Annotated in this window: 21 protein-coding genes; 11 read left to right on the top strand and 10 right to left on the bottom strand. The window is 61.5% G+C overall.

The window, feature by feature from the left end:
- Nucleotides 1-58 precede the first annotated feature (58 nt).
- The 3 genes from RL_RS35405 to RL_RS35395 are packed head-to-tail and all read left to right on the top strand — an operon-like array spanning nucleotide 59 to nucleotide 2,347.
- Nucleotides 59-706: a TRAP transporter small permease subunit gene (locus RL_RS35405; protein WP_011649261.1), complete on the top strand. Its 648-nt coding sequence runs from the start codon at nucleotides 59-61 to the stop codon at nucleotides 704-706.
- Complete coding sequence (locus tag RL_RS35400; RefSeq protein ID WP_041937010.1) at nucleotides 703-2,130, top strand: TRAP transporter large permease; 1,428 nt, start codon at nucleotides 703-705, stop codon at nucleotides 2,128-2,130. The genes RL_RS35405 and RL_RS35400 overlap by 4 nt, the downstream gene beginning before the upstream one ends.
- A 34-nt stretch (nucleotides 2,131-2,164) precedes the next feature.
- Entirely contained in the window at nucleotides 2,165-2,347 is a 183-nt protein-coding gene (locus RL_RS35395; protein ID WP_028744015.1) for a hypothetical protein, read from the top strand.
- A gap of 462 nt (nucleotides 2,348-2,809) precedes the next feature.
- On the opposite strand, the gene RL_RS35390 is transcribed toward RL_RS35395, so the two are convergent.
- Nucleotides 2,810-3,709, bottom strand: a complete 900-nt coding sequence (locus tag RL_RS35390) for a helix-turn-helix transcriptional regulator (protein ID WP_011649257.1) — start codon at nucleotides 3,707-3,709, stop codon at nucleotides 2,810-2,812.
- Between the two features lie 237 nt (nucleotides 3,710-3,946).
- On the opposite strand from RL_RS35390, the gene RL_RS35385 reads away from it, so the two are divergent.
- The 8 genes from RL_RS35385 to RL_RS35350 all read left to right on the top strand — a co-directional run bounded on the left by RL_RS35385 (nucleotide 3,947) and on the right by RL_RS35350 (nucleotide 12,518).
- Nucleotides 3,947-5,410, top strand: a complete 1,464-nt coding sequence (locus RL_RS35385) for an aldehyde dehydrogenase (RefSeq protein WP_011649256.1) — start codon at nucleotides 3,947-3,949, stop codon at nucleotides 5,408-5,410.
- A 67-nt stretch (nucleotides 5,411-5,477) separates the two neighbouring features.
- Complete coding sequence (locus tag RL_RS35380) at nucleotides 5,478-6,797, top strand: ABC transporter substrate-binding protein (RefSeq protein WP_011649255.1); 1,320 nt, start codon at nucleotides 5,478-5,480, stop codon at nucleotides 6,795-6,797.
- Between the two features lie 6 nt (nucleotides 6,798-6,803).
- Nucleotides 6,804-7,559: an ABC transporter ATP-binding protein gene (locus RL_RS35375; protein WP_011649254.1), complete on the top strand. Its 756-nt coding sequence runs from the start codon at nucleotides 6,804-6,806 to the stop codon at nucleotides 7,557-7,559.
- Nucleotides 7,556-8,284 (top strand): ABC transporter ATP-binding protein, encoded by a 729-nt coding sequence (locus tag RL_RS35370; RefSeq protein WP_011649253.1) that lies wholly within the window; start codon nucleotides 7,556-7,558, stop codon nucleotides 8,282-8,284. The genes RL_RS35375 and RL_RS35370 overlap by 4 nt, the downstream gene beginning before the upstream one ends.
- Nucleotides 8,281-9,189, top strand: coding sequence for a branched-chain amino acid ABC transporter permease (locus RL_RS35365; RefSeq protein WP_011649252.1), 909 nt, complete (start codon nucleotides 8,281-8,283; stop codon nucleotides 9,187-9,189). The genes RL_RS35370 and RL_RS35365 overlap by 4 nt, the downstream gene beginning before the upstream one ends.
- The gene (locus RL_RS35360; RefSeq protein WP_011649251.1) at nucleotides 9,186-10,223 is read left to right on the top strand and encodes a branched-chain amino acid ABC transporter permease; all 1,038 of its coding nucleotides are present in this window, start codon (nucleotides 9,186-9,188) and stop codon (nucleotides 10,221-10,223) included. The genes RL_RS35365 and RL_RS35360 overlap by 4 nt, the downstream gene beginning before the upstream one ends.
- Before the next feature lie 40 nt (nucleotides 10,224-10,263).
- Nucleotides 10,264-11,049, top strand: a complete 786-nt coding sequence (locus RL_RS35355; RefSeq protein WP_028744008.1) for a coniferyl-alcohol dehydrogenase — start codon at nucleotides 10,264-10,266, stop codon at nucleotides 11,047-11,049.
- A gap of 23 nt (nucleotides 11,050-11,072) precedes the next feature.
- Nucleotides 11,073-12,518, top strand: a complete 1,446-nt coding sequence (locus RL_RS35350; RefSeq protein WP_011649249.1) for an aldehyde dehydrogenase — start codon at nucleotides 11,073-11,075, stop codon at nucleotides 12,516-12,518.
- 55 nt (nucleotides 12,519-12,573) lie between these two features.
- On the opposite strand, the gene RL_RS35345 is transcribed toward RL_RS35350, so the two are convergent.
- The 9 genes from RL_RS35345 to RL_RS35305 all read right to left on the bottom strand — a co-directional run bounded on the left by RL_RS35345 (nucleotide 12,574) and on the right by RL_RS35305 (nucleotide 23,932).
- Nucleotides 12,574-13,752 carry a hypothetical protein gene (locus RL_RS35345; RefSeq protein WP_011649248.1) on the bottom strand — a complete coding sequence of 393 codons (1,179 nt, stop codon included), beginning with the start codon at nucleotides 13,750-13,752 and terminating at the stop codon, nucleotides 12,574-12,576.
- Nucleotides 13,749-14,495, bottom strand: a complete 747-nt coding sequence (locus RL_RS35340) for a GAD-like domain-containing protein (protein ID WP_011649247.1) — start codon at nucleotides 14,493-14,495, stop codon at nucleotides 13,749-13,751. The genes RL_RS35345 and RL_RS35340 overlap by 4 nt, the downstream gene beginning before the upstream one ends.
- 35 nt (nucleotides 14,496-14,530) lie before the next feature.
- The gene (locus RL_RS35335; RefSeq protein ID WP_244432417.1) at nucleotides 14,531-15,793 is read right to left on the bottom strand and encodes a hypothetical protein; all 1,263 of its coding nucleotides are present in this window, start codon (nucleotides 15,791-15,793) and stop codon (nucleotides 14,531-14,533) included.
- Between the two features lie 93 nt (nucleotides 15,794-15,886).
- The gene (locus RL_RS35330; protein ID WP_003550958.1) at nucleotides 15,887-16,999 is read right to left on the bottom strand and encodes a hypothetical protein; all 1,113 of its coding nucleotides are present in this window, start codon (nucleotides 16,997-16,999) and stop codon (nucleotides 15,887-15,889) included.
- Nucleotides 16,999-18,501, bottom strand: coding sequence for a DUF4150 domain-containing protein (locus tag RL_RS37080; protein WP_011649244.1), 1,503 nt, complete (start codon nucleotides 18,499-18,501; stop codon nucleotides 16,999-17,001). Before RL_RS37080 ends, RL_RS35330 begins: the two co-directional genes overlap by 1 nt.
- Nucleotides 18,498-19,607 carry a DUF2169 family type VI secretion system accessory protein gene (locus RL_RS35320; RefSeq protein WP_011649243.1) on the bottom strand — a complete coding sequence of 370 codons (1,110 nt, stop codon included), beginning with the start codon at nucleotides 19,605-19,607 and terminating at the stop codon, nucleotides 18,498-18,500. The genes RL_RS37080 and RL_RS35320 overlap by 4 nt, the downstream gene beginning before the upstream one ends.
- 13 nt (nucleotides 19,608-19,620) lie before the next feature.
- A complete protein-coding gene (gene tssI / locus RL_RS35315) occupies nucleotides 19,621-21,885 on the bottom strand; it encodes a type VI secretion system tip protein TssI/VgrG (protein ID WP_011649242.1) in 2,265 nt (754 codons plus the stop codon).
- Between the two features lie 31 nt (nucleotides 21,886-21,916).
- Nucleotides 21,917-22,846, bottom strand: coding sequence for a hypothetical protein (locus RL_RS35310; protein WP_122330936.1), 930 nt, complete (start codon nucleotides 22,844-22,846; stop codon nucleotides 21,917-21,919).
- 9 nt (nucleotides 22,847-22,855) lie between these two features.
- Entirely contained in the window at nucleotides 22,856-23,932 is a 1,077-nt protein-coding gene (locus RL_RS35305) for a hypothetical protein (protein ID WP_011649240.1), read from the bottom strand.
- Nucleotides 23,933-23,967: the final 35 nt, after the last annotated feature.

Below are 23,967 nucleotides of genomic sequence, written 5' to 3'. Positions count from 1 at the left end.
TGGTGAAGGCCCGGTATTTCCGGGCCTCGTCCCTCATCGAGGTTAGGGAGGCGCTTGCATGCTCCGTTACATTGCATTCGCCGACGATTTGTCGGCGTGGTTCGGCAAGGTGTTCGCGTGGGGGATACTCATCATGGCCTTCGGCGTCGGCTATGAGGTTGTTGCACGCTACCTCTTTCGCGCGCCGACCCCCTGGGCCTTCGATCTGAGCTACATGCTCTATGGAACGATCTTCATGATGGCGGGAGCGTATACCCTCTCGCGTGATGGCCATGTGCGCGGCGACTTCATCTACCGGCTCTGGAAACCGCGCACGCAGGCCAGGCTGGAACTGGTGTTGTACTTCATCTTTTTCTTTCCCGGTATAACCGCGCTGGTGTTCTCGGGCTGGAAATATGCCGCACGCAGTTGGGGCTACCTGGAGGTCAGTTCCAACAGTCCCGCCGGTGTGCCGATCTTCCAGTTCAAGGCCGTGATCGTCGCCGCCGGCATTCTCCTGTTCCTGCAGGGCGTGGCGCAGGTCTTCCGCTGCATTCTCTGCATAAGGACGGGCGAATGGCCGAAGCAGGCCGAAGATGTCGAAGAACTGGAAAAGGTACTACTGGAAACAAAAAGCCTGGACGTGCTCAAGTCCGAGGACGAGGGTTTCCTTCCGTCGCGGGAACTTGACGCTGGACGTGAACCACGGGATCGGGACGCTCAATGACGGATGCACATATTGCCGTCGGGATGCTCCTCATCCTGATCCTCACCATCTTCCTCGGCTTCCCGGTGGCGTTCACCTTGATGGCTCTGGGTGTCGGCTTCGGATACTATGCCTATTTCGATGCCGGCCGCATGTGGCGCGGCTATGACCGCGCGCTCGAATCCGGCGGCGATGCCGCTACACTGGCGCAGACCTGGATCGGCGGTTTCTTCAACAACCGGATCTTCGATCTGTTCGTCAACCAGACCTACTCGGTCATCCAGAACGACGTGCTCACGGCTATCCCGCTGTTCCTGTTCATGGGCTACATCGTCGAGCGAGCCAACATCGTCGATCGGCTGTTCTCGACGCTATTCAACGTCACGCGCCGGGTGCCCGGCTCGATGGCGGTCGCCGCCCTGGTCACCTGCACACTCTTTGCCACGGCAACCGGCATCGTCGGGGCCGTGGTGACGTTGATGGGACTGCTCGCCCTACCAGCGATGCTGAAGGCAAAGTATGACGTGCGCTACGCGACGGGCGTGATCTGCGCGGGCGGCACGCTCGGGATCCTGATCCCGCCTTCCATCCTGCTGATCGTCTATGCGGCCACCTCCGGGATCTCGGTTGTCCGAATGTATGCGGCGGCGCTCCTGCCCGGCCTCGCCCTGGCGGGGTTTTATCTCATCTATGTCGTGGTGCGAGCAATCCTGCAGCCGCAACTGGCGCCGCGGCCAACGAAAGAAGATGTGGGCGAGCACACGCCGGTCCAACTCGCCTGGATGATGCTTACATCCTTCGCGCCGCTCGCCTTTCTGATTCTTGCGGTGCTGGGTGCCATTCTCTTTGGCCTGGCAACGCCGTCGGAAGCCGCCGCAATCGGCGCATTGGGGGGACTGGCGCTTGCTGCGGCCTATCGGGCGCTGACCTGGCAGCGACTGAAGGAGTCGGTGTATCTGACGGCGCGAACGACCGCGATGGTCTGCTGGTTGTTCGTCGGTTCGGCGACCTTCGCATCGGTATTCGCCTATCTCGGCGGTCAACAGTTCATCAGTGACTTCGTGACCGGCCTGGACATGTCGCCGCTGATGTTCCTGATCCTGGCCCAGATCATCATCTTCATTCTCGGCTGGCCTCTGGAATGGACTGAAATCATCGTCATCTTCATCCCGATCTTCATTCCGCTGCTGCCGCATTTCGGGATCGATCCGCTGTTCTTCGGTATCCTCGTGGCAATCAACCTGCAGACGGCCTTCCTATCACCACCCATGGCGATGTCGGCATACTACTTGAAGGGCGTCTCGCCTCCGCATGTCAAACTGACAGACATCTTCCGCGGCATGATGCCGTATATGTTGATCGTCATTCTCTGCATGGTGTTCATCTATCTGTTCCCGAGCATCGTCTACATGCTGCCGAATCTACTCTATGGAGGACAGAGATGACGCAGTGTCTGGCCCATTCCGAAAGGATAGACCGATGAACAGAAGCCGGTTTTTTGCAGTATTTGCATTCGTGACGCTTGTCGCGTTCTGCGCGGTCATCCTGGCGTTTGTTCCACGGTTCGATTTGGCCGCTGCACTGCTGATCGGGATTGTCCCTGCGGGGTACGACATCTGGGATCAGCTCTTTCGGCGACGCCCGTCGAAATCGTCTGGATAGACTGCAATTGTTCAACCGCCGCCCTTTCGTGACGGCAATCCGCTGCAAAAGCCCGTTCGTCCATCGACCTACGGGCTCTTGGCTTGGAAATTGATCACCCATGGCCCCTCCCTGTGAAAGCGAGAGGCACCGTCGTTACGCGAACTTCCGGTTAACTCGCGTCGAGAAGGCGTCGGTGCGCGACGTCCGCGATGAGCGCCAAATCGAGCCGTACGTCATACTCGTGGTCTACGACTGCTCCGGGCCGATCCCGGACCTTCGCACCGAGGCCTCGCATGTCCGCTCTCGTGCCAGGTGCCCTCGCAGCGGACGGTGCGCCGTCGGCCCCAAATCGGTCATTCCTTCAAGCCGGGGCAACGACTGCTTCCGGCGCATCGCAGTCCTACGCGGCTTACGATTCCGGCAGCATGATTGTGTGACCCGAGATTGGCAAGCCATTGCTTTGACCAATGAGCCCCGAACCTAAGGCCAATCCGCATAACCCGAGGACAGCATGCTGTTTTCCGAGCCGGCCGAGGCGCGGGCGACCTCGCGGTAGCCGGCGGGTGAAAGGCCGGTCTTGCGCTTGAAGAAATGGCTGAAATAGGTCGGGTCGCGAAAGCCGAGGCTGTCGGAGATTTCCTGGATATTGCGGGCCGATCGCTCCAATCTAAGCTTCGCCTCCTGCACCACGCGTTCATGCAGGAGCTGGATCGGCGAGCGGCCGAGCGCCCTTTGGCAGGTGGAATGCAGCCGGTCGGCTGTGACGCCCAGCTCCGCGGCATAATCGCTGATCGGCCGGTGCTGGCGGAAGCCGGCTTCGACCAGTTGCCGATATCTCTGCAGGATCGATCCCACTTCGCCCTGCCCGCGCTGCTCGCTTCTCTCGCCATCGGAGCCGCGCCACAGCGCCATCAGGATGAGCCTGATATAGGCGGATGCGACCATCCAGGAGGAGCGGGTGGGATCGCCCAGTTCCCGCACGAAGCCCGAGATCAGCGGGCGGATTTCAGTGACCGTCAAGGGATCCAATGCCTCGACCAGCTTTCGCTGTTCGGTGAAGATGCGCAGCGAATAGGATTCCACCTTGTCGCCGATCGCATCGACCATGATCTGCGGCGAAGCGCCGACCAGATGAGCCGCGGTTCCGGCTGATATCGACAGGTCGCACCGCGCCTGCGGCGGCAGGAAGGCAAGCAGCGGTCCGTGCAGCGGCCGATGTTCGCCGTTGTCGAAATGAAGCTCCCCACTCCCCTCGCCGAGCAGAAGGAAATGGTGGAAATCGGCATAGATCCCCTTTTGGAAACGGATACGCCGGTGCGACAGCGACGGAGCGTGCCACTCGCCCCTGGCATAGTGATGAATCCCCCCGTCCGTCGCCAACGCTTCTCCTCCGCTCCCATGACAAACAATGCGGCAAACGCCGGATAATTACAATATTAACCCAATAAATCGCATTCCATCCGCGCCAGATCGGCGTAACCTCTTCTTCACCAGCCTTTGGGAGGAGGCTCTTCAACAGATGCAGGAACGGTCAGGCTGCCCTCGTGGCGCCGCGTCCGCTCGTTTTCTCCCATGGCAACAATGCAAGCGTCATCACGTGGCGCCAATGCGGGACGAATGGGTGGACCAGTGTTTTCGGCAAAGCTGATGATCAACAACGAGGCGATGAATGCTTCCGAAGGGGCCACCTTCGAACGCATCGATCCGTTGACCGGCGATGTCGCAACGATCGCCTCGGCAGGATCCGTTGCCGACATGACGAGGGCAGCCAATGCAGCAGCCGCCGCCTTTCCGGACTGGTCGCAGACCGGCCCGGGCGAACGGCGCAGGCTTCTGAATGCCGCAGCCGATATCCTCGAGGCCCGCACATCCGAACTCATTGCCGCCATGACCGGTGAAACCGGCGCCACCGCCCAATGGGCGGCGATCAATTGCGGGCTTGGCGCGGATATTCTTCGCGAAGCGGCGGCGATGACCACGCAGATATCCGGCGAGATCATTCCTTCCGGCATTCCGGGAAGCCTTGCCATGGCGGTCCGCCAGCCGGCAGGCGTCTGCGTCGGCATTGCCCCCTGGAATGCGCCTGTTATCCTCGGCACCCGCGCCGTTGCCATGCCGCTTGCCTGCGGCAACACCGTCGTCCTGAAGGCCTCTGAACTCTGCCCGAAGACCCATGGCCTGATCGGCGACGTCCTGCGTGACGCCGGCTTTCCGCGCGGCGTCATCAATGTCGTTTCCAATGCGCCGAGCGATGCCGCAGCCGTCGTCGATGCGCTGATCGCCCATCCCGCGGTGCGCCGCATCAACTTCACCGGCTCCACCCGTGTCGGCCGGATCATTGCCGAATCCGCGGCAAGGCATCTCAAGCGCTGCCTGCTCGAACTCGGCGGCAAGGCGCCGTTTATCGTCCTTGCCGATGCCGATATCGACGAGGCCGTGAGCGCTGCCGCCTTCGGCGCCTTCATGAACCAGGGCCAGATCTGCATGTCGACCGAGCGGATCATCCTGATGGACGAGATCGCCGACGGCTTCGTCGGCAAGTTCCGGACGAAAGCCGCAACCCTTGTCGCCGGCAATCCCAAAGACGGCAACACGCCGCTCGGCACGCTGATCAACACTGAGGCCGTGCGCCGCGTCAGGTCGCTCGTCGATGATGCCCTGCAGAAGGGCGCAGTGCTCGTCTGCGGCGGCCAGGCCAACGGCACGCTGATGGACGCGACCGTCATCGATCACGTGACGCCTGCCATGCGCATCTACCGCGAAGAGAGCTTTGGGCCGGTCGCGGCGATTATCCGGGTCGGCAGCGTCGACGAGGCCGTGACGGTTGCCAACGACAACGAGTACGGGCTTTCGGCCGCCGTTTTCAGCGCCGACGTCAATGCGGCCCTTGCCGTTGCCATGCGGCTCGAATCCGGCATCTGCCACATCAACGAGGCGACTGTTTCCGACGAGCCGCAAATGCCGTTCGGCGGCGTCAAATCAAGCGGCTACGGCCGCTTCGGCGGCAAGGCGGCGATCGATGAATTCACCGAGCTCCGATGGATCACCATGGCCTCGGGAAAACGGCACTACCCGATCTGAATAGATCGGCCGAGATGAACACTGGGACCGGGCTGGGAGGCCCGCATCAAGAGGGAGGAATGAATTCATGAACGACATTTTCCGCAGCGGAAAAATCAACGCGGCATCGCTGAGCCGCCGCTCTTTCATCGCATCGACCGTGGCGGGCGGTGCAGCGCTGGCGCTTTCCGGCCGCACGGCCTTTGCTCAGAGCGGCGATACGCTGAGGGTCGGCTTCATCAGCCCGCGCACCGGCCCTCTCGGCGGCTTCGGTGAGACGGACGGCTACGTGCTGGAACTGGCGCGCAAGGCCCTGGCGAACGGCCTGCAGGCAGGCGGCAAGACCTGGAAGGTTGACATTCTCGACCAGGACACCCAGTCCGATCCCTCGCGCGCCGGCCAGCTGGCGAAGGACCTGATCAACAACCAGGCGATCGACCTGATGCTTGCCGTGTCGACGCCCGAAACCATCAATCCGGTGGCCGACGCCTGCGAGGCGGCCGGCATTCCCTGCCTCTCGACGGTCATGCCCTGGGAAGCCTGGTATTTCGGCCGCGGCGCCAAGCCGGGCGCACCCTCGCCGTTCAAGTGGACCTATCATTTCGGCTTCGGCGTCGAAGAGTTCCACAAGGCTTATGTTTCGCAATGGAACCTGATCGAGACCAACAAGAAGGTCGGCGTCATGTATCCCAACGACGCCGACGGCAATGCGATCCGCACCCATCTGGCGCCGGCGCTTTCCAAGGCCGGCTTCACCATCGTCGATCCCGGCGCCTATGAAACCGGAACCACCGACTTTACGGCGCAGATCGCTCTCTTCAGGCAGGAGGGCGTGGAGATCTTCAATTCGTTCCCGATACCGCCTGACTTCGCCGCCTTCTGGCGTCAGGCCGCACAGCAGGGCCTCACCCAGCAGATCAAGATCTGCCAGATCGCCAAGACGGGCCTGTTTCCCTCCGACATCGAGGCGCTGGGCGATCTCGGCCTGAACATCGGCAGCGCCGCCTATTGGCACAAGGCCTTCCCCTACAAATCCACGCTCACCGGCGTCTCCGGCACCGAACTCGCCGACGGCTATGAAACGGCCAGCGGCAAGCAGTGGACGCAGCAGCTCGGCGCCAGCCTTGCGCTTCTCGACGCCGGCTTCGATGCGCTGAAGGCCAGCACAGACGTCAAGAGCAAGGAGGCCGTCGCCAAGGCGATCAGCACGCTGAAGACCACCACCATCGCCGGCAAGGTCGACTTCACCAGCGGTCCCGTCGCCAACGTCTCTCCCGGACCGATCATCGGCACGCAATGGGTGAAAGCGCCGGAGGGCTCGAAATTCGCGCTCGACTACGTCGTCACCGAAAACGCCACCGACCCCAACGTCCCGGTCGGCGCCAAGCTCACCGCCTATAACGGGTAACGCACAGTGCTGCAGCGGGAAGCTCAAAGACGGCCGGGGGGAGCCTTTCTCTCGGCCAAGGGGATCCACAAGCGGTTCGGCGCGCTGGTGGTGCTGGAGAATCTTGATTTTTCCATGGGCGATGGCGAAGCGATCGGCATTGTCGGGCCGAACGGCGCGGGCAAGACGACCCTGCTCAGCGTGCTCGCCGGCGCCTTCCCGCCGAATGAAGGAAGCATCACCTTCGACGGCGTCGACGTCACGCGCCGGACGGCGGCGGAACGCTGCCGCTCCGGGCTCGTCCGGACCCATCAGATTCCCAAGCCCTTCGGCGGCATGACGACCTTCGAAAATGTCTTCGTCGCCGCGTCGCACGGCAATGCCGCAAGCCGCGACGAGGCCTATGAGCGCGTGGTCGATTCCCTTTCGCTCTGCGGCATGCTCGCCGTCGCCAACCGCCCCGCCGACACGCTCGGCCTGCTGGACCGCAAACGCCTGGAGCTTGCCCGTGCGCTTGCCACGCAGCCGAGGCTGATGCTGCTCGACGAGATCGGCGGCGGCCTGACCGATGGCGAGGCGAGCGAACTGGTGGAAACCATCCTGGAACTGCGCCGCCGCGGCATCGGCATCGTCTGGATCGAACATATCGTTCATATCCTCCTGCAGGTGGCGGAGCGGCTGATCTGCATGGACGCCGGCAGGATCATCGCCGATGGCGAACCGAAAATGGTCATGAGCAATGCGGAGGTGGTCAAGGCCTATCTCGGAGGAACGCCCGCATGAGCCTTCTCTCCATCCGCGACCTCGACGTCCGCCACGGCCTGCTCCAGGCGGTGCGCGGGGTCAGTTTCGATCTTGCCAGGGGCGAGGTGCTGGCGCTGGTCGGCGCGAACGGCGCCGGCAAGACGACGCTGCTCAGATCGATCGCCGGCGCCCACCTGCCATCCTCCGGCCGCGTCCTCCTCAACGATGAAGATCTGGCTGCCGTGCCGTCCCACAAGCGGATCGCCAAGGGCATCGCCCTGGTGCCGGAAGGCCGGCGCCTGTTTTCGCAGATGACGGTGGAAGAGAACCTGCTTCTCGGAAAGAGCTCCGGCCGCAAGGGCGAGTGGAGTATCGATCGCGTCCTCGACGCCTTTCCGAACCTGAAACCGCGCCGTCACGCCAAGACAGGACATCTTTCGGGCGGGGAACAGCAGGCGACCGCCATCGGCCGGGCGCTGATGAGCAATCCCGATATTCTTCTGCTGGATGAGGTCTCGCTCGGGCTTTCGCCCCTGGTCGTCGACCGCGTCTACGCCCAATTGCAGGCGCTGCTCACCTCGGGAACGACCATCGTGCTCGTCGAGCAGGATCTCGCCCGCGCCATGAGCGTGGCAAGCCGTGTCATCTGCATGCTGGAAGGACGCATCGTCCTCGATCGGCCGGCCGCCGCCGTCACGCGCGAACATGTCACTCAAGCCTATTTCGGATTGCACCGGACATCAGGCGAAAGGAGCGCATCGTGATCAACACCCTGCTCCAGGGCATTCTGCTCGGCGGTTACTACGCCGTTATCGCCTGCGGCCTGTCCTTCATGTTCTCGGTCATGCGGATCATCAATCTCGCGCATGGCAGCCTGGCGGTCGCAGCCGCTTACGGGCTGTGGCTGCTGGCCGCCAAAGCCGGCATTCCGCCCTTCGCCGGCCTGCTGATCGTGCTGCCGGTCATGGCCGCGGTCGGCTGGCTGTTGCAGCGCTTCATTCTGGAACGCAGCGCCCGCGGCGGCACGCTGCTGCCGATCCTCACGACCTTCGGCCTGTCGATCGTCATCGACAACCTGCTGTTCGAGCAGTTCGGCGCCGACACCCGCTCGCTCGCGCCGTTCATCGGCAACCTGTCCTATGCTTCCTGGCAACTGCCGGGCCACATCTACGTCGGCAAACTTGCCGTCATGATGATGGTGACGGCAGTCCTTATTCTCGGCGGGCTGCAGTTCTTCCTGAGCCGCTTTGCGCTCGGTCGCGCGATCCGCGCCACGGCGGAAGATCCCGATACGGCGGGGCTGGTCGGCATCGATGCCCGCAGGGTCAACGCCGTCGCCACCGCAATCACCATGGTCACGGTCGGGATCGCCGGTGCTTTTCTGGGCATGCGGGCAACCTTCAGCGCCTATTCCGGCGGCCCGCAGCTTCTCTTCGCCTTCGAGGCGGCCGTCATCGGCGGAGCGGGATCGCTATGGGGCACACTTGCCGGCGGCATCGTTCTCGGCCTTGCCCAATCGCTCGGCGCCCAATTGCATCCGCAAGGCTTCCTGATCGGCGGCCATGCCGTGTTCCTGCTGGTGCTTTTCGTCAGGCTATCCCGGTTCGGCATGCCGGTTCTCGACAAACTTGCCGCCTCCCTGCGCACCCGTCTCCGGAGCCCGACATGAGCCCCAACGCGACCCTTGCCTCCAACGGAATATCGATAGAACGCTGGACGAAATCGTCACGGGTGGCGCTCGGCTGCATGGCCGCGGTGCTCGTCCTGCTGATGTTTGCCCCGGCCGTGCTCGGCGCCGGCGCGATCGACCGGATGACGGCCCTGTTCATCTACGTGATCCTTGCCGCCATGTGGAATGCGCTTGCCGGTTTCGGTGGGCTCGTTTCGGTCGGCCAGCAGGTGTTCTTCGGCCTCGGCGCCTATTTCACCATCCGCCTGGCGGATGCGGGGCTCAATCCCTTCGTCTCGCTGTTTGCCGCCGCGATCGTGACCGGCGCGCTGTCGATCCCGCTATCGCTGTTCATGCTGCGCCTGAAGGGCGGCGAGTTCGCGATCGGCATGTGGGTGATAGCGGAACTCGCCCATCTGCTCGTCAACCTCGACCGGCTCATCCAGGGGGAAACGGGAACCTCGCTGATCTCGCTCAACGTCTATGACGGCGCAACGCGGCGGGCAACGATCTACTGGCTCGCCTTGACGGCCATGGCCGCCCTGCTCGGCGCGCTCTTCATGCTGATGCGCAGCCGCGCAGGTGCGGCCATGCAGGCGATCCGCGACAATGAGGAGGCGGCAACCTCGGTCGGCGTGCGCGTGATCGCCACCAAGAGACTGCTCTTCGTGCTCGCCGCCTTCGGCATCGCGGTCGCCGGAGGCCTGTGGCTGGCGACCGCCACGACCTTCCAGCCGAAGACCTATTTCAGCGTCCAGTGGACGGCCTACATGATCTTCATGGTGCTAGTCGGCGGGATCGGCAAGTTTGAAGGCGCGATCCTTGGCGCCATCCTGTTCTTCGTGATCGAGACCGTCTTCGGTTCAGCCGGCGTCTGGTACCTGATCGGCCTCGGCGCCACCGCCGTGATCTTCTCGCTCTACCTGCCACGCGGCCTCTGGGGCGAAATCGAGCGCCGCTTCGACTTTCAACTTCTGCCGGTCGGCTATCGGCTGAAATTGCCCGGCCCGCATAAAATCAAATGGGAAGAATGAGCCGGCTTATTTCCGGACTCTCTTGCGAAAGGTGACGTTCATGCTTTTTGGTAAAACGATCCTGGTGACCGGCGTCGCTTCCGGCATCGGCGCCCGCACGGCGGAGCTGGCCGGCCAGATGGGTGCCGAGGTCATCGGCGTCGATGTGCGCGAACCGGTGGGTGGAAGCGCTGCCTTCATCAAGGGCGATCTTTCGACCGCCGCTGGCGTTGCCGAGATCGTCGCGCAGCTTCCGGCGCGCCTCGACGCACTCGCCAATGTCGCCGGCCTTTCCGGCAGCACCGGGGTCGTCTCGACACTCGCCGTCAATTTCTACGGGCTTCGCGCCCTGTCCGAAGCCGTGGCGCCCCGCCTGCGCGAAGGTGGGGCCATCGTCAACGTCGCCTCGATCGCCGGCTACGGCTGGCGCGCCAATCTCGAGCGCGCGAAGTCGCTCACCGCCATTGAAGGCTTTCCCGAGGTGGCGGCGGTCGTTACTGAGCACGGCCTCAAGGACGAGGAAGGTTATCCGCTCTCCAAGGAGCTGCTGCTGCTCTGGACGATGCGGGCGGCCCATCAGCCGCTGTTCAAAAACCGCGGCATCCGGGTGAATGCGGTCAGCCCCGGGCCGGTGGAAACGCCGATTCTCAAGCAGTTCCGCGCCGTGCTCGGCGACGCCAGGGTCGATAGCGACATTACCCGCGTCGGCCGCGCCGGCACCTCCGCCGATATTGCGCCCGCCGTGCTCTTCCTCTGCTCGGATGGCGCACGCTGGATCAACGGCGCCAATCTTGCCGCCGACGGCGGCCTCGAAGCTTCCATCAACGCCGAAGTCCTCGGCTTCTAGTTCTTGTCCCAAGGAGACCTCCGATGAATATTTCCCTGCTTATCAACGGCGCAGACCGCGCGGCCTCCGGCGGCCGGACCTATGATCGCATCGATCCCTTCACCGAAAAGCTCGCAAGCCGCGCCGCCGCGGCAAGCCTGGACGATGCTGCCGCTGCGGTCGATGCGGCCGCCGCCGCCTTCGGCGCGTGGTCGAAGACCGGCCCCGGCCAGCGCCGCGCCATCCTGATGAAGGCCGCCGATATCATGGATTCCAAGGTGGGCGAGTTTACCCAATTGATGATCGAGGAGACGGGCGCCACCGCGCCCTGGGCCGGCTTCAATGTCATGTTCGCTGCCAACATCCTGCGCGAGGCCGGCGCCATGACGACGCAGATATCAGGCGAAATCATCCCTTCCGACAAACCCGGCACGCTCGCCATGGGCGTTCGCCAGGCTGCCGGCGTCTGCCTGGCGATTGCCCCCTGGAACGCGCCGGTCATTCTCGCCACCCGCGCCATCGCCATGCCGATCGCCTGCGGCAATACCGTCGTCCTCAAGGCCTCCGAACAATGCCCCGGCACGCACCGGCTGATCGCGACGGCACTGACCGAAGCCGGCCTGCCGGCGGGTGTCGTCAATGTCATCACCAACGCGCCGGAGGATGCGCCCGAGATCGTCGCCGCGCTGATTGCCCATCCGGCCGTCAAGCGCGTGAACTTCACCGGATCGACCAAGGTCGGCAAGATCATCGCCGAGACCTGCGGCAGGCATCTCAAACCCGCCCTCCTCGAACTCGGCGGCAAGGCGCCGCTGGTTATCCTCGACGACGCCGATATCGACGGTGCCGTCAATGCCGCCATTTTCGGCGCCTTCATGAACCAGGGCCAGATCTGCATGTCGACGGAACGCATCATCGTCGACGAGACGATCGCCGACCAGTTCGTCGCCAAACTGGCCGCCCGCGCCAGCCAGCTTCCGGCCGGCGATCCGCGCGGCCATGTCGTTCTCGGTTCGCTGATCAGCCTCGACGCGGCGAAGAAAATGGATGAGCTGATTGCCGATGCGACGGCCAAGGGGGCAAAGCTCGTGGCCGGCGGCAAGCGCTCCGGCACCGTGGTCGAGGCGACGCTGCTCGATCACGTCACGCCCGAGATGCGCGTCTATGCGGAAGAATCCTTCGGCCCGGTCAAGCCGATCATTCGCGTTACCAGTGAGGAAGAAGCAATCCGCATCGCCAACGACAGCGAATACGGCCTGTCATCGGCCGTCTTCAGCCGGAATGTCCAGCGGGCAATGGCCGTTGCAGCGCGGATCGAATCCGGCATCTGCCACATCAATGGCCCGACCGTGCATGATGAGGCGCAAATGCCCTTCGGCGGCGTCAAGGGCAGCGGCTATGGCCGCTTCGGCGGCAAGGCGGCGATCGCCGAATTCACCGACCTGCGCTGGATCACGGTCGAGGATTCCGCCCAGCACTATCCCTTCTGAGCCGGTTTTACAGCCGTCACCGTGCCACGACGCCACTGCGGTCGTGGCACGGCTTTCAGCTCTCCAGCCATTGAACGAGCAGTTTGGCTGCCGCCCGCTTGCGGCCCACACGAATGTCGGCGGCGCCGGTGTCGAAATCCAGCCCGTTTTTCTCACGCACCTGTCTCAGCCATGTCGGAAAGGCATGAAGATTTCCGCGCCCGAGAACTGGGAAACCGAGATCGTTCCGGTAGTTCTTTGTTTCGCTTTCCGAGTACTCTCCACGCTCGGCCATGCGCGCGCTCAGCTCCCACTGCCAGTCCGGGTTCGGCCGGATCTGCAATCGCACGACGTTCTTGGCGATCAACGGATGACCTTCGGTGCCGCGCAGCGGGACCGCAATATGGATTTCCCACTCCTCGTCATCGCCAAATGGCAGGCCCAGCCTTTGCGCCAGGGCGACGGATTCGGTGGCATTGCGGCGCGCCAGCTCGATGCCCTTGAGCTGCCGCGCCAGCGAGCGGAAACGCTCTTCGTCAGGCTCGATATCCGGCAGGACTGTCTCGATATAGCGGTGCAGCATCGCCAGTTGCTCGACGCGCCGCATAAGATCATATTTGCCCTCGATCATATCGGCAACAAGATCGGCACGGGTCGCCTTGTTGAGCAGGCAGATAAACACCATACCCCAGAAGCTGAGATTGGTGACATCGTAGAGGTCTTCGCCATAACGTCGGTCGTGGCGATAGCCGAGATGCTGGAAAACCTCGAGAATGCGCACCGCCTCGTAGGCGAAAGGAACAAACTTTGCCTTCTTGTCGCGCTGGGCAGGCATCGTCGTATAATTGCCGACCTGCGCGATGAGCTTGAGCCGCGCCTTCAGCGCCTTGGCCGAAATCGTCTCGCCGCTCGGCAGGGCGCCGGTATCGTCAAAACCGAACACGAACAGCAATTTGTGCCGCCGCGACATCGGGATGACACCGCCAAGATCGAGAAACGGCAGCATGCGCCGGTAGGCCTCGAGCAGCAGCGGCATTTCCCTGTCTCCGACGGAGGGTGCGCCGCCGGCTATGCGCATGAAATGGAAATAGAAATCGATTTGCTCGTTCGGATCGAGCAGCCCGGAAGCTTTGGTCGCCAGGGGCCCGATGCGATAATGATTGGCAGGCCAGAATTTTCCCTGGCGCCGATCGGCAAAGGCTTCGTTCTCGTCGGCGATGAATGTCCGCAACAGCTTTGTGTCGGTGTCGGTCATAGTGTGTCCCTATCGATCAGACGGTCGTGTCCGATCGTACGGACAGCCTCGAGATGTCCAAAGGGTCCTCGGCCACCCTGCTTCGGATCGATATAGCGTTCGAGCGTAAAGGATCCTATCTGCGCCAGAACGCCCAGATATTCGATGAAGCCGCCGATTGAAAAATCCCTGGCAGCGCCATCGCCGCCGAGGCGGAAATGCGGGACCATAGTATAGACCTGATCAGCGCTGATCGGCCCAAGTCGCCGGCGAACCGCATCGAAAACGGGCTTGCCAGTGGTAGCATCCACCCAGCCACGACCATCGAAAACGCTGGCGTCCACGGCGGCAGCTACCGCCATATCGTCGTCGAAGGGAGGTACGCCTTCAATGACGTGGGTGGTAATGTCTGTGGTGGTGACGGTGCCGAGATTCATCTTGAGCGTGATCAGCTTGAACTTCGGATGCCAGACGCTGACTTCGCCGAACGCATCACGCATGAAGGGCACCATTCTTGCGGCGTCGAATTCCGGATCGCCTGCAAACAGCGCATGCAGGACAGGCATGATCGGCTCAGGATCGCAGATCCAGAAAAGACCGTCGCGCCATTGCCCGCGACCATGCTCAATCCAGAAATCAACCATCGCGTCAGGCAGCTTCCCGCGATAGCCCTCAGCCTGCGAAGCAGCAACCGCCATACCGTCTTTGAGCGGTCCGAATTCATCCAATATTTCCTGTAAGGGGCGCCGGGGGGTAGCAGACATATTGGCTCCAGATGCTCGTCAGCCGCTCGATATGGTCAAGGCGGTCCTTTCCCGCCGCCACCCTTGAACGGCCTCTGCGAAAGCTCTTTCGGAATGTCGTACTGATTCCAACCCTGATCATCGAATGTGTAATAGCGAAGCCCGTAGTCGAACACGTAGAGCTTGTCGTTTTGAACGAAGATCGCGCTCGGCTGCAGCACGAAGGGGGCAGAGCGCATCTTCACCTTGGGCGCGAATGGCTTTGCAAGATGGCCATCGAACCGGAACAGTTCGGTGCCGGTTGCAAGGATCAGTTCGTTGCGCCAGCAAACGCCGTCCTTGAAATTCTTCTCGCGGTCAGCAATGGACGAGATGTCGGTAAAGCCGGCTTGCGGATTACCCTTCATCACCAGGCCATCGGAACCGATGACATAGTCGGCTTCGCCTCCGTCGCTCTCGACATCGGCAACATAGGAATAAGCGGGAAGAGACCGGGCGATACGATCCGGTAACACCTGCTGCTTCCAGGCGCCGGGCCGACCGGTGAAAAGTGTTTTCAAACGCGGATAACTGTCCATTTCGGCGTAAAGTTTTTTCTTCAATTCGAAGCGCTCTTCATCAGGCATATCCTTCCGATAGAGAGGGTGGCCGGGATAGAGATTGAAATGCCGCGCATTCGCCGCCTGCGTGCCAACAATGAAGATATCGCCGTTTTGATTAGTCCCGAGGATAGTCCAATCGGGCACTTTGTAGGGATATTCCGTCGGCGGCGACGGGGAGACATCCTGCCAGGATTTGTCCTTGCCAAGCTTCAGAAAACCTTCGCCGCCCGCAACCAGCCATTGATCCCCGACCGGCAGAATGGAGGTGAATAGGATCTCCGGCGCTTCATCGGATTCGGCCTGGGTCCCGGGAATGACCGAATGCTCCGCGCCTTTGGGACTGATCACATAAATGTCGCCGTTCAGGCTGAGCGTCACATAAGACGGCTCACCTGCATCACCGGCCCGCGGCACGACCCTGACATCCCGCAATTCCCGCCGCACATCGAGGCGCGAGAATGTCTGCGCTTCCGCGTCGCGCGTCAGGATGATGGTATAGGGATCGTCCCAGCGCGGGCCGCCAATCAAAAGCGCAAAATATCGATCATCCGCCATGGCCGCGGCATAAAGCGTTGGCTCCCATGCTCCGTAGAGCTCCTCGAAATCTTCTTCCTCAGTGGCGGTAATTTCCGCTTCGGCCTCGGAAATCCTCCTGGACTCGTGGGGTTTGCCTAGCGCTTCAAAAAACACTGCTGCGGTCAGTCGTACCTCCTTCAAATCGCGATCAGGGACTTTCTCCGCATCCCGGTGGCTGTACTGACGATGTCCGCCCATGAACAGGTATGGCTGCAAGGATACGATAGACGAGCCCTATTGTCTGGCAGGCAAGCCTTTGAACTCGCGTTGCAGAAGTGACGGCGGGATCTCGTACCAATCCCAGGATTGCCCGTCCCACCTGCACACGCCATGCTTCCTGTCGAAATATATCAGCGTGTTATCGAAAGATTGAATTTTCAGAGGTGCAGGAATATTTCGGTTTATAGCTGCGGAATTTAGTTTGGGTTTCACGATGCCAAGCTTATGGCCGTCAAATCGGCGAAGACCGTCGTCTGTGGCCGCAAAAAGCTCCGAACGACACCACGCGGCACTGAACAACGTTTCCGTATCCCCGAGGAAGCCGACCTTCTCAAATCCTCCTTCGATGGTTCCCTGCAGGATCAGACCTCCCCCGCCCAAAAACCAAATACGCTGCTCCGGGTCGCGGTATAGCCCTCTAATCACGCAATCTTCGGGGAGGGATAATCGTGAGAAACCGCCGTCGAGATAATGATACACGCGTTGGATGCGTGGCCTTGTAACGCGCTCGGACCGTTGTTCCTTCATCATCTTCAGGAACTGCTCCGGGCTGACATTTTCCCAGCTTTTGGGATCGAGCTGCGCAGCGCTTGGTGCAGAATAAGGTCTTTGAACACTTTCGACGATGAGCGAACCGTCCAAGGAAATCGCCTTTCCAAAATGTTCGGCCTCATAACCGTCCTCGCGGGATTTGTTCGCAGAAAGCCGTTGCCATGTTCCAAAGCCCTCTCTGCGATAGAGTTGACGGCTATCCCCGACAACATATTGGCTATGTCCATCTACGACCAGCGTATGGACTGCCCCAAAACCCTCAGCATCTTCGCTGAGAATCCCAGCTCCGGGGATCTTCGATCGCTCCGCATGCTCGTCCTTCAACACATAGACGTCGCCCTCGTTGCTGAGCGCTACCGGGACATGGTCTTCCGTAGGATCGGCTCCCATATAGCTGATATCGACGATCTCGCGCTGAACATCCGTTCTGCTCCACGGCTGAGAAAATCGCCCATCATAAGAAATGATCGCAGTAAATGGATCATCGTATTCAAGCTCGCCAACACATATCGCAAAGCGGTCGACATCAAACGCCACAGCGGCTTGAATTGTTGCCTTCCAGTCACTGCCGTTCATCAATAATGTCCCCTTCTCAGTACTGTTTCGGCTTCGCCGGACGGAAGTGGCCGTTCCCTCGTTCGCCCAGGAGCGGCAAATCCGGTTTTTGACGCGACCTGGCCTGTTGCCATGGCTGTAGCTAGCGCTTTGCATTCTTCCGGCAAATCCGGAATATCCTCGATCACTTTGATACTTTCAGCTAATATTGCCCCCATAGGCGCTGTCCCCGGTACAGGGCTTGCGAGTTCTGCAAACCGTTGTCGAAGTATTCCATGCAATCCTTCGCTATCGCTTCCGTGCTGCCGACTTAGCAAACAAATCGACATCCCCTGGTTAAGCGTCGGTGCGTTGGGAATACGATTCTCTGTGGAATCATATTCGGATTTGCCAGGTCGCCGCCCTAATCGATAGGCCATATCAGGAACGATATGGTGAGCATTGCCCCGACATATCGGCTCGATCTCCTCGTAGGGGCCAACAATGCATCGACGTTGTGAGCCTTCCTCATCAACGCGCGCACCCTGCGTCTGGGGTAGAGGTTGCGGTTGCTGCCGTTCTTCTGTCTCCTGCTGCCTCCGGCGTCGTGCGTTCTCTGCGCGCTCGGATCGGAACCACTCCTGAACGTCATCAACGTCGACGCCTTGCTCCTCAAGTTCGCGTGCCTTCCGGAAAAGCGCCCGTTCGAAATCATCTTGTGGCATTTCATCATACCACGGCATTGCCGTCGAGGTTGGCCACATACCCTCGATAAAAGCTCCGATACCAGTCATTGCCCTACCAAATCGGCCGAGCCTTCCGACCCATTTACCGACTTTGATGGTCGGCCGGGGTGGAGGCCTATTCCACTGTGGAACATTCGGCCGGATGACCTGCCCCGGGGGTCGCGGCACCGGGGCGGGTCGAACTGGCGCAGGAACCGTTTGAGGTACCGTCGCCGGTGCTGCCTGCGCATATTGTGCGCCCATCACCAGCAGCTCCGGCGAGGCATCGCTCATGATCTTGCCTTCATCGCTGCCGTTCCAGCGCAGCGATCCTCGGACAGGATCATCGTCTTTCGGCGGCGCATATGTCTGCGTCCCACGCACGAAGATCGCTTCGCCCTGCGTATTCCGATTGTTCATCCAGAAGCGGTCGAGATGCCGGATGACATGAGAACTCTCGGCGCGCACCTGGTCGGCATGCTCGATCGGTTCGCAAACATTTTCTACGGTGCCGGATTTGACACCCTTTCTCGTTCCCGGCGCATCGCCATGGACGTGCGTCGTACGGGATCGCATGACCATGGCCTTCTTGCCGGTGAAGAGGACGGAAGGCGTATATCCCATGTCGTGCCCGCAATAGTCGACGATCGGGTACGGGATGGGGACAACCGAGGAGCCGACCGGCGTCAGGCAAACATCCGGCGACAGCGAGACGATCTTTGCCTCGTCAAGATCACGCAAACCTTCGCGCGGCTGCCTGGTCGTCCAGGTCGCCGGATAGTCGGGTTCGCCGACGTAATTGTCGCGCGGGATGCTCATGCCGCAACCTCATCGGCGTCAGCATCGGCCGTCGCTTTGACTTGGACCCGCGTCAACGTCAGCGATGTTTCGCCGGCCTCCTGAAGGGGAAAGCGTGCCCGCCAGGTCAGCATCACGCGACTATCGTTCCGCCAGTCGAGTTGCACGCCGTCCAGCGAGAGCAGATACCACTCATCGCGCCCATGACCGACACATCGGACCCCCAGCGTGATTCCCGGCAGTCGCCCTGCGGCTAGGGCGAAGCTGGGGTGCAGATGATCCAGCTGGTAGTCTTCGTTCCCGATCAGATGCGGCATAACAACGAGATCCGAATGAGCGCATTGCCAGAAGCGTGCGTCGAAATCCCTAGGCAGAAGCGGGTGGCGCTCGTTGAGCCAAGTATCGTCATAGGTGCCGGCATGTTGCTGGCGGGACCGCCACCAGGGCGATACGAGACCCAGTCCCTGCGGCTCGACCGGCTCTCGCCAGTTCAACTTCTCGCCAGGCAACGTGATTTGTGGCGCCGCGACGGGCGCTTGATCCCAAGGCATGTCGAGATTGACGATGCCGCAACCGAGCGGATTACGCGCTTCGACATCGGCTGGCGTTTCGTTTTCCGGGTCGCCCGTACCGGGAATTTGACCGCCATATGCCTTGCTCCAGCAGATCGGCACCGAAGATGCCGGCTCGGCTTCGGTCAGTTGCCAATCCGTCAGCTCGCGCTTTGCTTCTTTTGCCGAAAAGCCTGCCCATTTCTCCTTGACGACGGGGCGCCAGAAGCGCGCGCCATGGACTTCGAGCCTTTTGGAAAGCTGCCCGACGCGTAGGCCGACCTGCCATGAAGGTGCTGGCTCGCCGCCCGGGGCGTAAGCATTGCCGAGGAAAGTGATGTCGGTTCCGACCTTCTCTGGCGTGAGATCGGTCTGACGCAGGAGAGGACTGGCATGGGGATCGCCGTCATAGGCATCCTCCCACTGGAAGTCTTCCTGTTTCGAGGCGATGGCGAGCGCATCGCCCTGGCGGTGAACGAAAGTGCCGCGAACCGACACGACGCAATCCAAATCCCCATTCGCGTCGAATTGCCGGAAGGCCATAGCCGGAAAGGGAAGCCGGTTGATCAGGTCCAAGCGAACTTCCTCCTCAGTTCAGATCAATCGGCTTGCCGCGCATCTGGAAGTGTTCGGTGGCGACGAAGTTGAACGTCTTGCCGAGGATGATCACTTCGCCATTCGCCTTCATGATGAATTTGGAATCGCCGCATTCGATGACGAATTCCTCGCCGACGGCGATCTTCTTGAATTTTCCGACGCTCTCCAGCGATGTCTGGCCGACATTGGTCACCTTGCTGACGCCGATCTGCTCGGCGCGGGCGATGCCGATCGTGTCGGATTTGAACGAGCCGACGATGGTGTTCATGATGCCGGGCAGCGGAAACAGGCCGGAGGCGGCATCGCCCACACCGGTCCCTGAACCGGCAAGTGCCGTACCGGCATCGGCGCGCGGGCTTGGCCCCGAGACGACCCCTTCACGGCTGCCAAGACCACCGGCGCCTAGGAAACCAAGCGCCGACGACGCAAGCGTGCCGGCAAAGGCGGCAAGCCCCGGCCCACCGCCGCCTGCAATTTGCCCAGCCTGCGCCAGCAGCCCGGCCGTATGTCCGGAAAGACCGCTGACAGCCCCCATAAGCGCCATTGCCATCGGCCCCGTGCCGCCGACGACGGTGTTCATCGAACCGCCGACTTCGTGTTTCTGGTTGCCGCCGACTTCGACCGTTCGGTTGGCGCCGATCGCCGAAACTTCGTGGCGATCGATGCGCTTGGTGCGGTCATTCAGTACGCGCGTCGTCTGGTCCTTCTGCGCATGGAAGAACATGTTTTCCTGGCCAGACTCGTCTTCGAACGTCATCTCGTTGAAGCCAGTGCCCTTATGCGTGTTCGAGCGCATGACCATACGCGTCTTGTTGGCCGGCAGGTCGTAAGGAACTGCATTGCTGGGATTGGGCACCACGCCCGTCACCAGCGGCCGGTCGGGATCGCCGTCGACGAAGGCGACCATCACCTCCATGCCGATGCGCGGGATGACCTGGGCGCCCCAGGTCCCGCCTCCCCAGACCTGGCTGACGCGCACCCAGCAGGTGTCGGAACCGTCCTTCTTGGCCTTGCGATCCCAAGGGAACCACAGCTTGATGCGACCGTACTGGTCGGGATGGATTTCCTCGCCGGAAGGGCCGGCGACGATCGCCACCTGGGTGCCCTCGATCCGCGGCCGTTTCGTCTCGCGATGCGGCGTCATCGCCACCCGCGACGGCACCGCCTCGAATGTGTTCGTGTATTCCGGCTCGTTGCTGTTCGTCTCGTAGGAACGGTCGACGACGGTATGCACCGCCTTGACCACCACATGTTCCTCATAGACGTGGTCGGGATGGGCGACTTCATAGGGGGTGAAGCGGCGCCCCGCCTCCAGAATGCGGGATGTGGAGGCGCCGAAGACCCGGTCGTGATCTGCTTCGGAGGCCTGCATCCTGAGTTTTTCCGCCCGCTCCGCCTCGGTCACGGAAGAAATGCGCGCCGGATATTCGTAAAGCTCGCGCTTGGTCGCTTCCGGCATCTGCACCAGCGACGGGGTCATGGTGCCCGGCACCATGCGCGGCGTTTCGAAATTCCAGTCGGCGCCTGCCCGCTGGCCCGGCACATAGGAATAGCGCCGGCTCCACTCGTTGATATGGTTGCGATCCGAGGAGCCTTGCGCGAGGCGAACCCGCCCCTCACCCTGCGCCGAGGGCGACGGACCGAGCCAGGATCTTGCACCATCGGCCACATGCAGCTTGTGTTTGCCGTCCTCATGGGAGAACCAATAGAACAGGCCGTCTTCCTCGAAACGGCGGGTGAGATAGGCTAGGTCCGTTTCGTTCCACTGCACCGAATAATGCTGCGGCGGCGGTGGTGTGATCACGCCTGAGGTATCCGGCGCCGGGATGCCGTGCTCGGAAAACAGCGTCTCGACGATATCGACCGCGGTCTTATCCATCCAGATGCGGCAGTCGGAACGGCGCGAAAGGAGCCACATTTGCGGCCGCAGCACCATGGAATAGGATCTGAGGCCGCGGGTGATGGGCGGCCCCTCGTTGAGTTCGGTCACCAGGCCGTTGAACGGCCGGCGCACGCCGCCGCCATCGTCACCCTGCTGCACCTCGACGGAGACATCCATCAGCCGGCCGATCAGTTCCTCCGGCTTGACGGACGGCTTCTTGGCGCGGGCCGAAAGCCTGATTTCAAAGAGCGAGGAAATACCTTCCTCGATCGTCACCCGCTCCGGCAGAAGCTGGTCTTCGCCGAGCGGCGAGACGATCTTCAGAATACGGTTCGCCTGGATGAAATCCGCGGCGAGGGATTGCAAATCGTCCATAACATCACGTTCCGTCTTGGGAGCCGAATTACTACTGCTGTTGCGTCGGAGGATGGGTTTTGAGAAAATCCGCCAGTGCCTGGAAATACTGCCCCAGCATTTCGGTATTGGCCTGATCGGACGCCCGCCTGTAACTTTCGATGAGCGCGTCGCGCTTGGCCTTTCCACCCGGGCTCTCGTAGAAATCCGTCAGCACCGAGACGTCTTCCGGAGACAGAGTGGCCAGCACAAAGGCCAGGCGCGTCTTTTCGTTCGCCCGCGCTATGTCCTTGGGAACCGGCTTTTCGTTCTCGCTCTTCGAACGCAGCGACGAGATCACGCCCTGCATTTCGGATTGCAGCTTGTCCTTTGAAGCGGACGCCAGTGTCTCGACATCGGAATTGGAAAGAGCCTCAAGGCAGAGATACATGAGCTGTGCGGTAAAAGCGGTGTCCACGGCGAGATCCGGGCCGGCCATCAGATCGGCAAGCCGACTGATACGCGGACCGTTGTCCGGGTTGGCAAGACGCGTTTCGATGTCTTTCGCCGTTGTTTGGTCCTGCGCTTCATACATGCGAGCGACCTTCGTCTGTCCCTCTTCCAGAGCCGCTGCCGTTTTGGCGAAGGCCCTCGGATCAGCGGCACCGTCGCCTGCCTCACCCACGGCTTTCGATATTTCGGCAAGCATGCTGTCGGCCTTGAAGGAAGACCGCGCCGCCGTTTCAAGCAGCGGCTGCGCATCCGAAGTCGCCGAAATGCCCCGATCGGCCGCAGCCTTCGCGACATTTTCGACAGCGGCAGGCGTGCCGGAAAGGCGCGACGCCACCTGCTCGATCTGAAGCAGGGATTGATCGGTGGTATCAGACGCGCCAACCATGCCGGCAGCACTTGCGGCCATGGCGCAGACGAGAGCGGCCGCAACCAGCGGCCAGCGCATACGACCCATCAATCCGTGCGGCTTCAGGAGATCCGTCAACAGCATCGACACCCCTCAGATCATCCTGACGTCGGTGAGCTGCTTGGGCCGCGCTTCGGTGGACAGACGGTTGATGATCTGCTCCGCCTTCGCCAATTGCGCGCTGCCTGTGGGGTCGACCAGCAGCTTTTCGGCAAAATTCTGCTCGGGATAGAAGGATGAATTGCCGGTAAGACGGCTGAGCGTATTGATGCGATCCCGCACGACCGATCCGATATTGTCGTATTCGACACGCTGACCGGGTTCGAAAGGCTGGAGCGGCCGGCCGATAAAGCGGGGCGAAGTGGCCTTCGGATAATCCGTTGCCGAAGGCAGCTGCGGAATGGCGTTCTTGCTGTATTCGATATCCCGGCCCATGCCGCCGGCGGTCCCGCCGGTGGCAGGCACATAGGTCACGAGCTTGTCGGAATCCAGAACCGCGCTCATGTGGAACAAGAGCTCCATCTTCCGGGACAGCCTGTTTTCGTCGACGCGCCGGCTCTCCGGCGGATTGCAGAACGGCGTCTTGCCGACCAGATCGGCAAGCCTGGATTTGTTGGCCTCGCTGATCGAATTGTCCTGCTGCACGCCCCTGACGAAATCATGCACGCAGATGTGGTTGGTGTCGATGAAATCGGCGATCCGCGTCATGAAATTGAGGGCGGTCGGCGCAGAGGCGATCGGCGCGCTGCTCGTCAGCTTTTCCGCAGCGCTGGTCACCTGCTTGTTGGCGAGCTTCTTGGCCTCGTCGAGCACGCCACCGAGCGCAAACATCACCGGCTTGCTGGTGGCGGCGGCATGCATCAGGTCGAAGGTGCGGTTGAGATTGTTGTTGCAGATCACGCGTAGCGCCGTGCGCCCCGCCAGCACACGCACCGAAGTCGTGGCGAAGGCGGCCATCATGATGCTGCCCGTCAGGACCGAAGCAGAAAACACGAAAAGCTCGGCCAGCATGCGGTCGCGGGCTTCCTGGGCCTTTGTGGTTTTCTGGTAATTGTCGATGGCGAGATCGTAAGCCCGCACATAGGGATTGGCGACATTCGTCTCCCATTGGGATTTGTACTTGGGCAATTCTATAAGAATATCGTTCAAACGATCAGTTGCAGCCGACACGATCATCTCCATTGTCTAAAGCGCAAGGATGTCTC

It is taken from the genome of Rhizobium johnstonii 3841, from assembly GCF_000009265.1.
Classification (GTDB): domain Bacteria; phylum Pseudomonadota; class Alphaproteobacteria; order Rhizobiales; family Rhizobiaceae; genus Rhizobium; species Rhizobium acaciae.
This window is presented reverse-complemented; position numbering and strand designations above follow the sequence as displayed.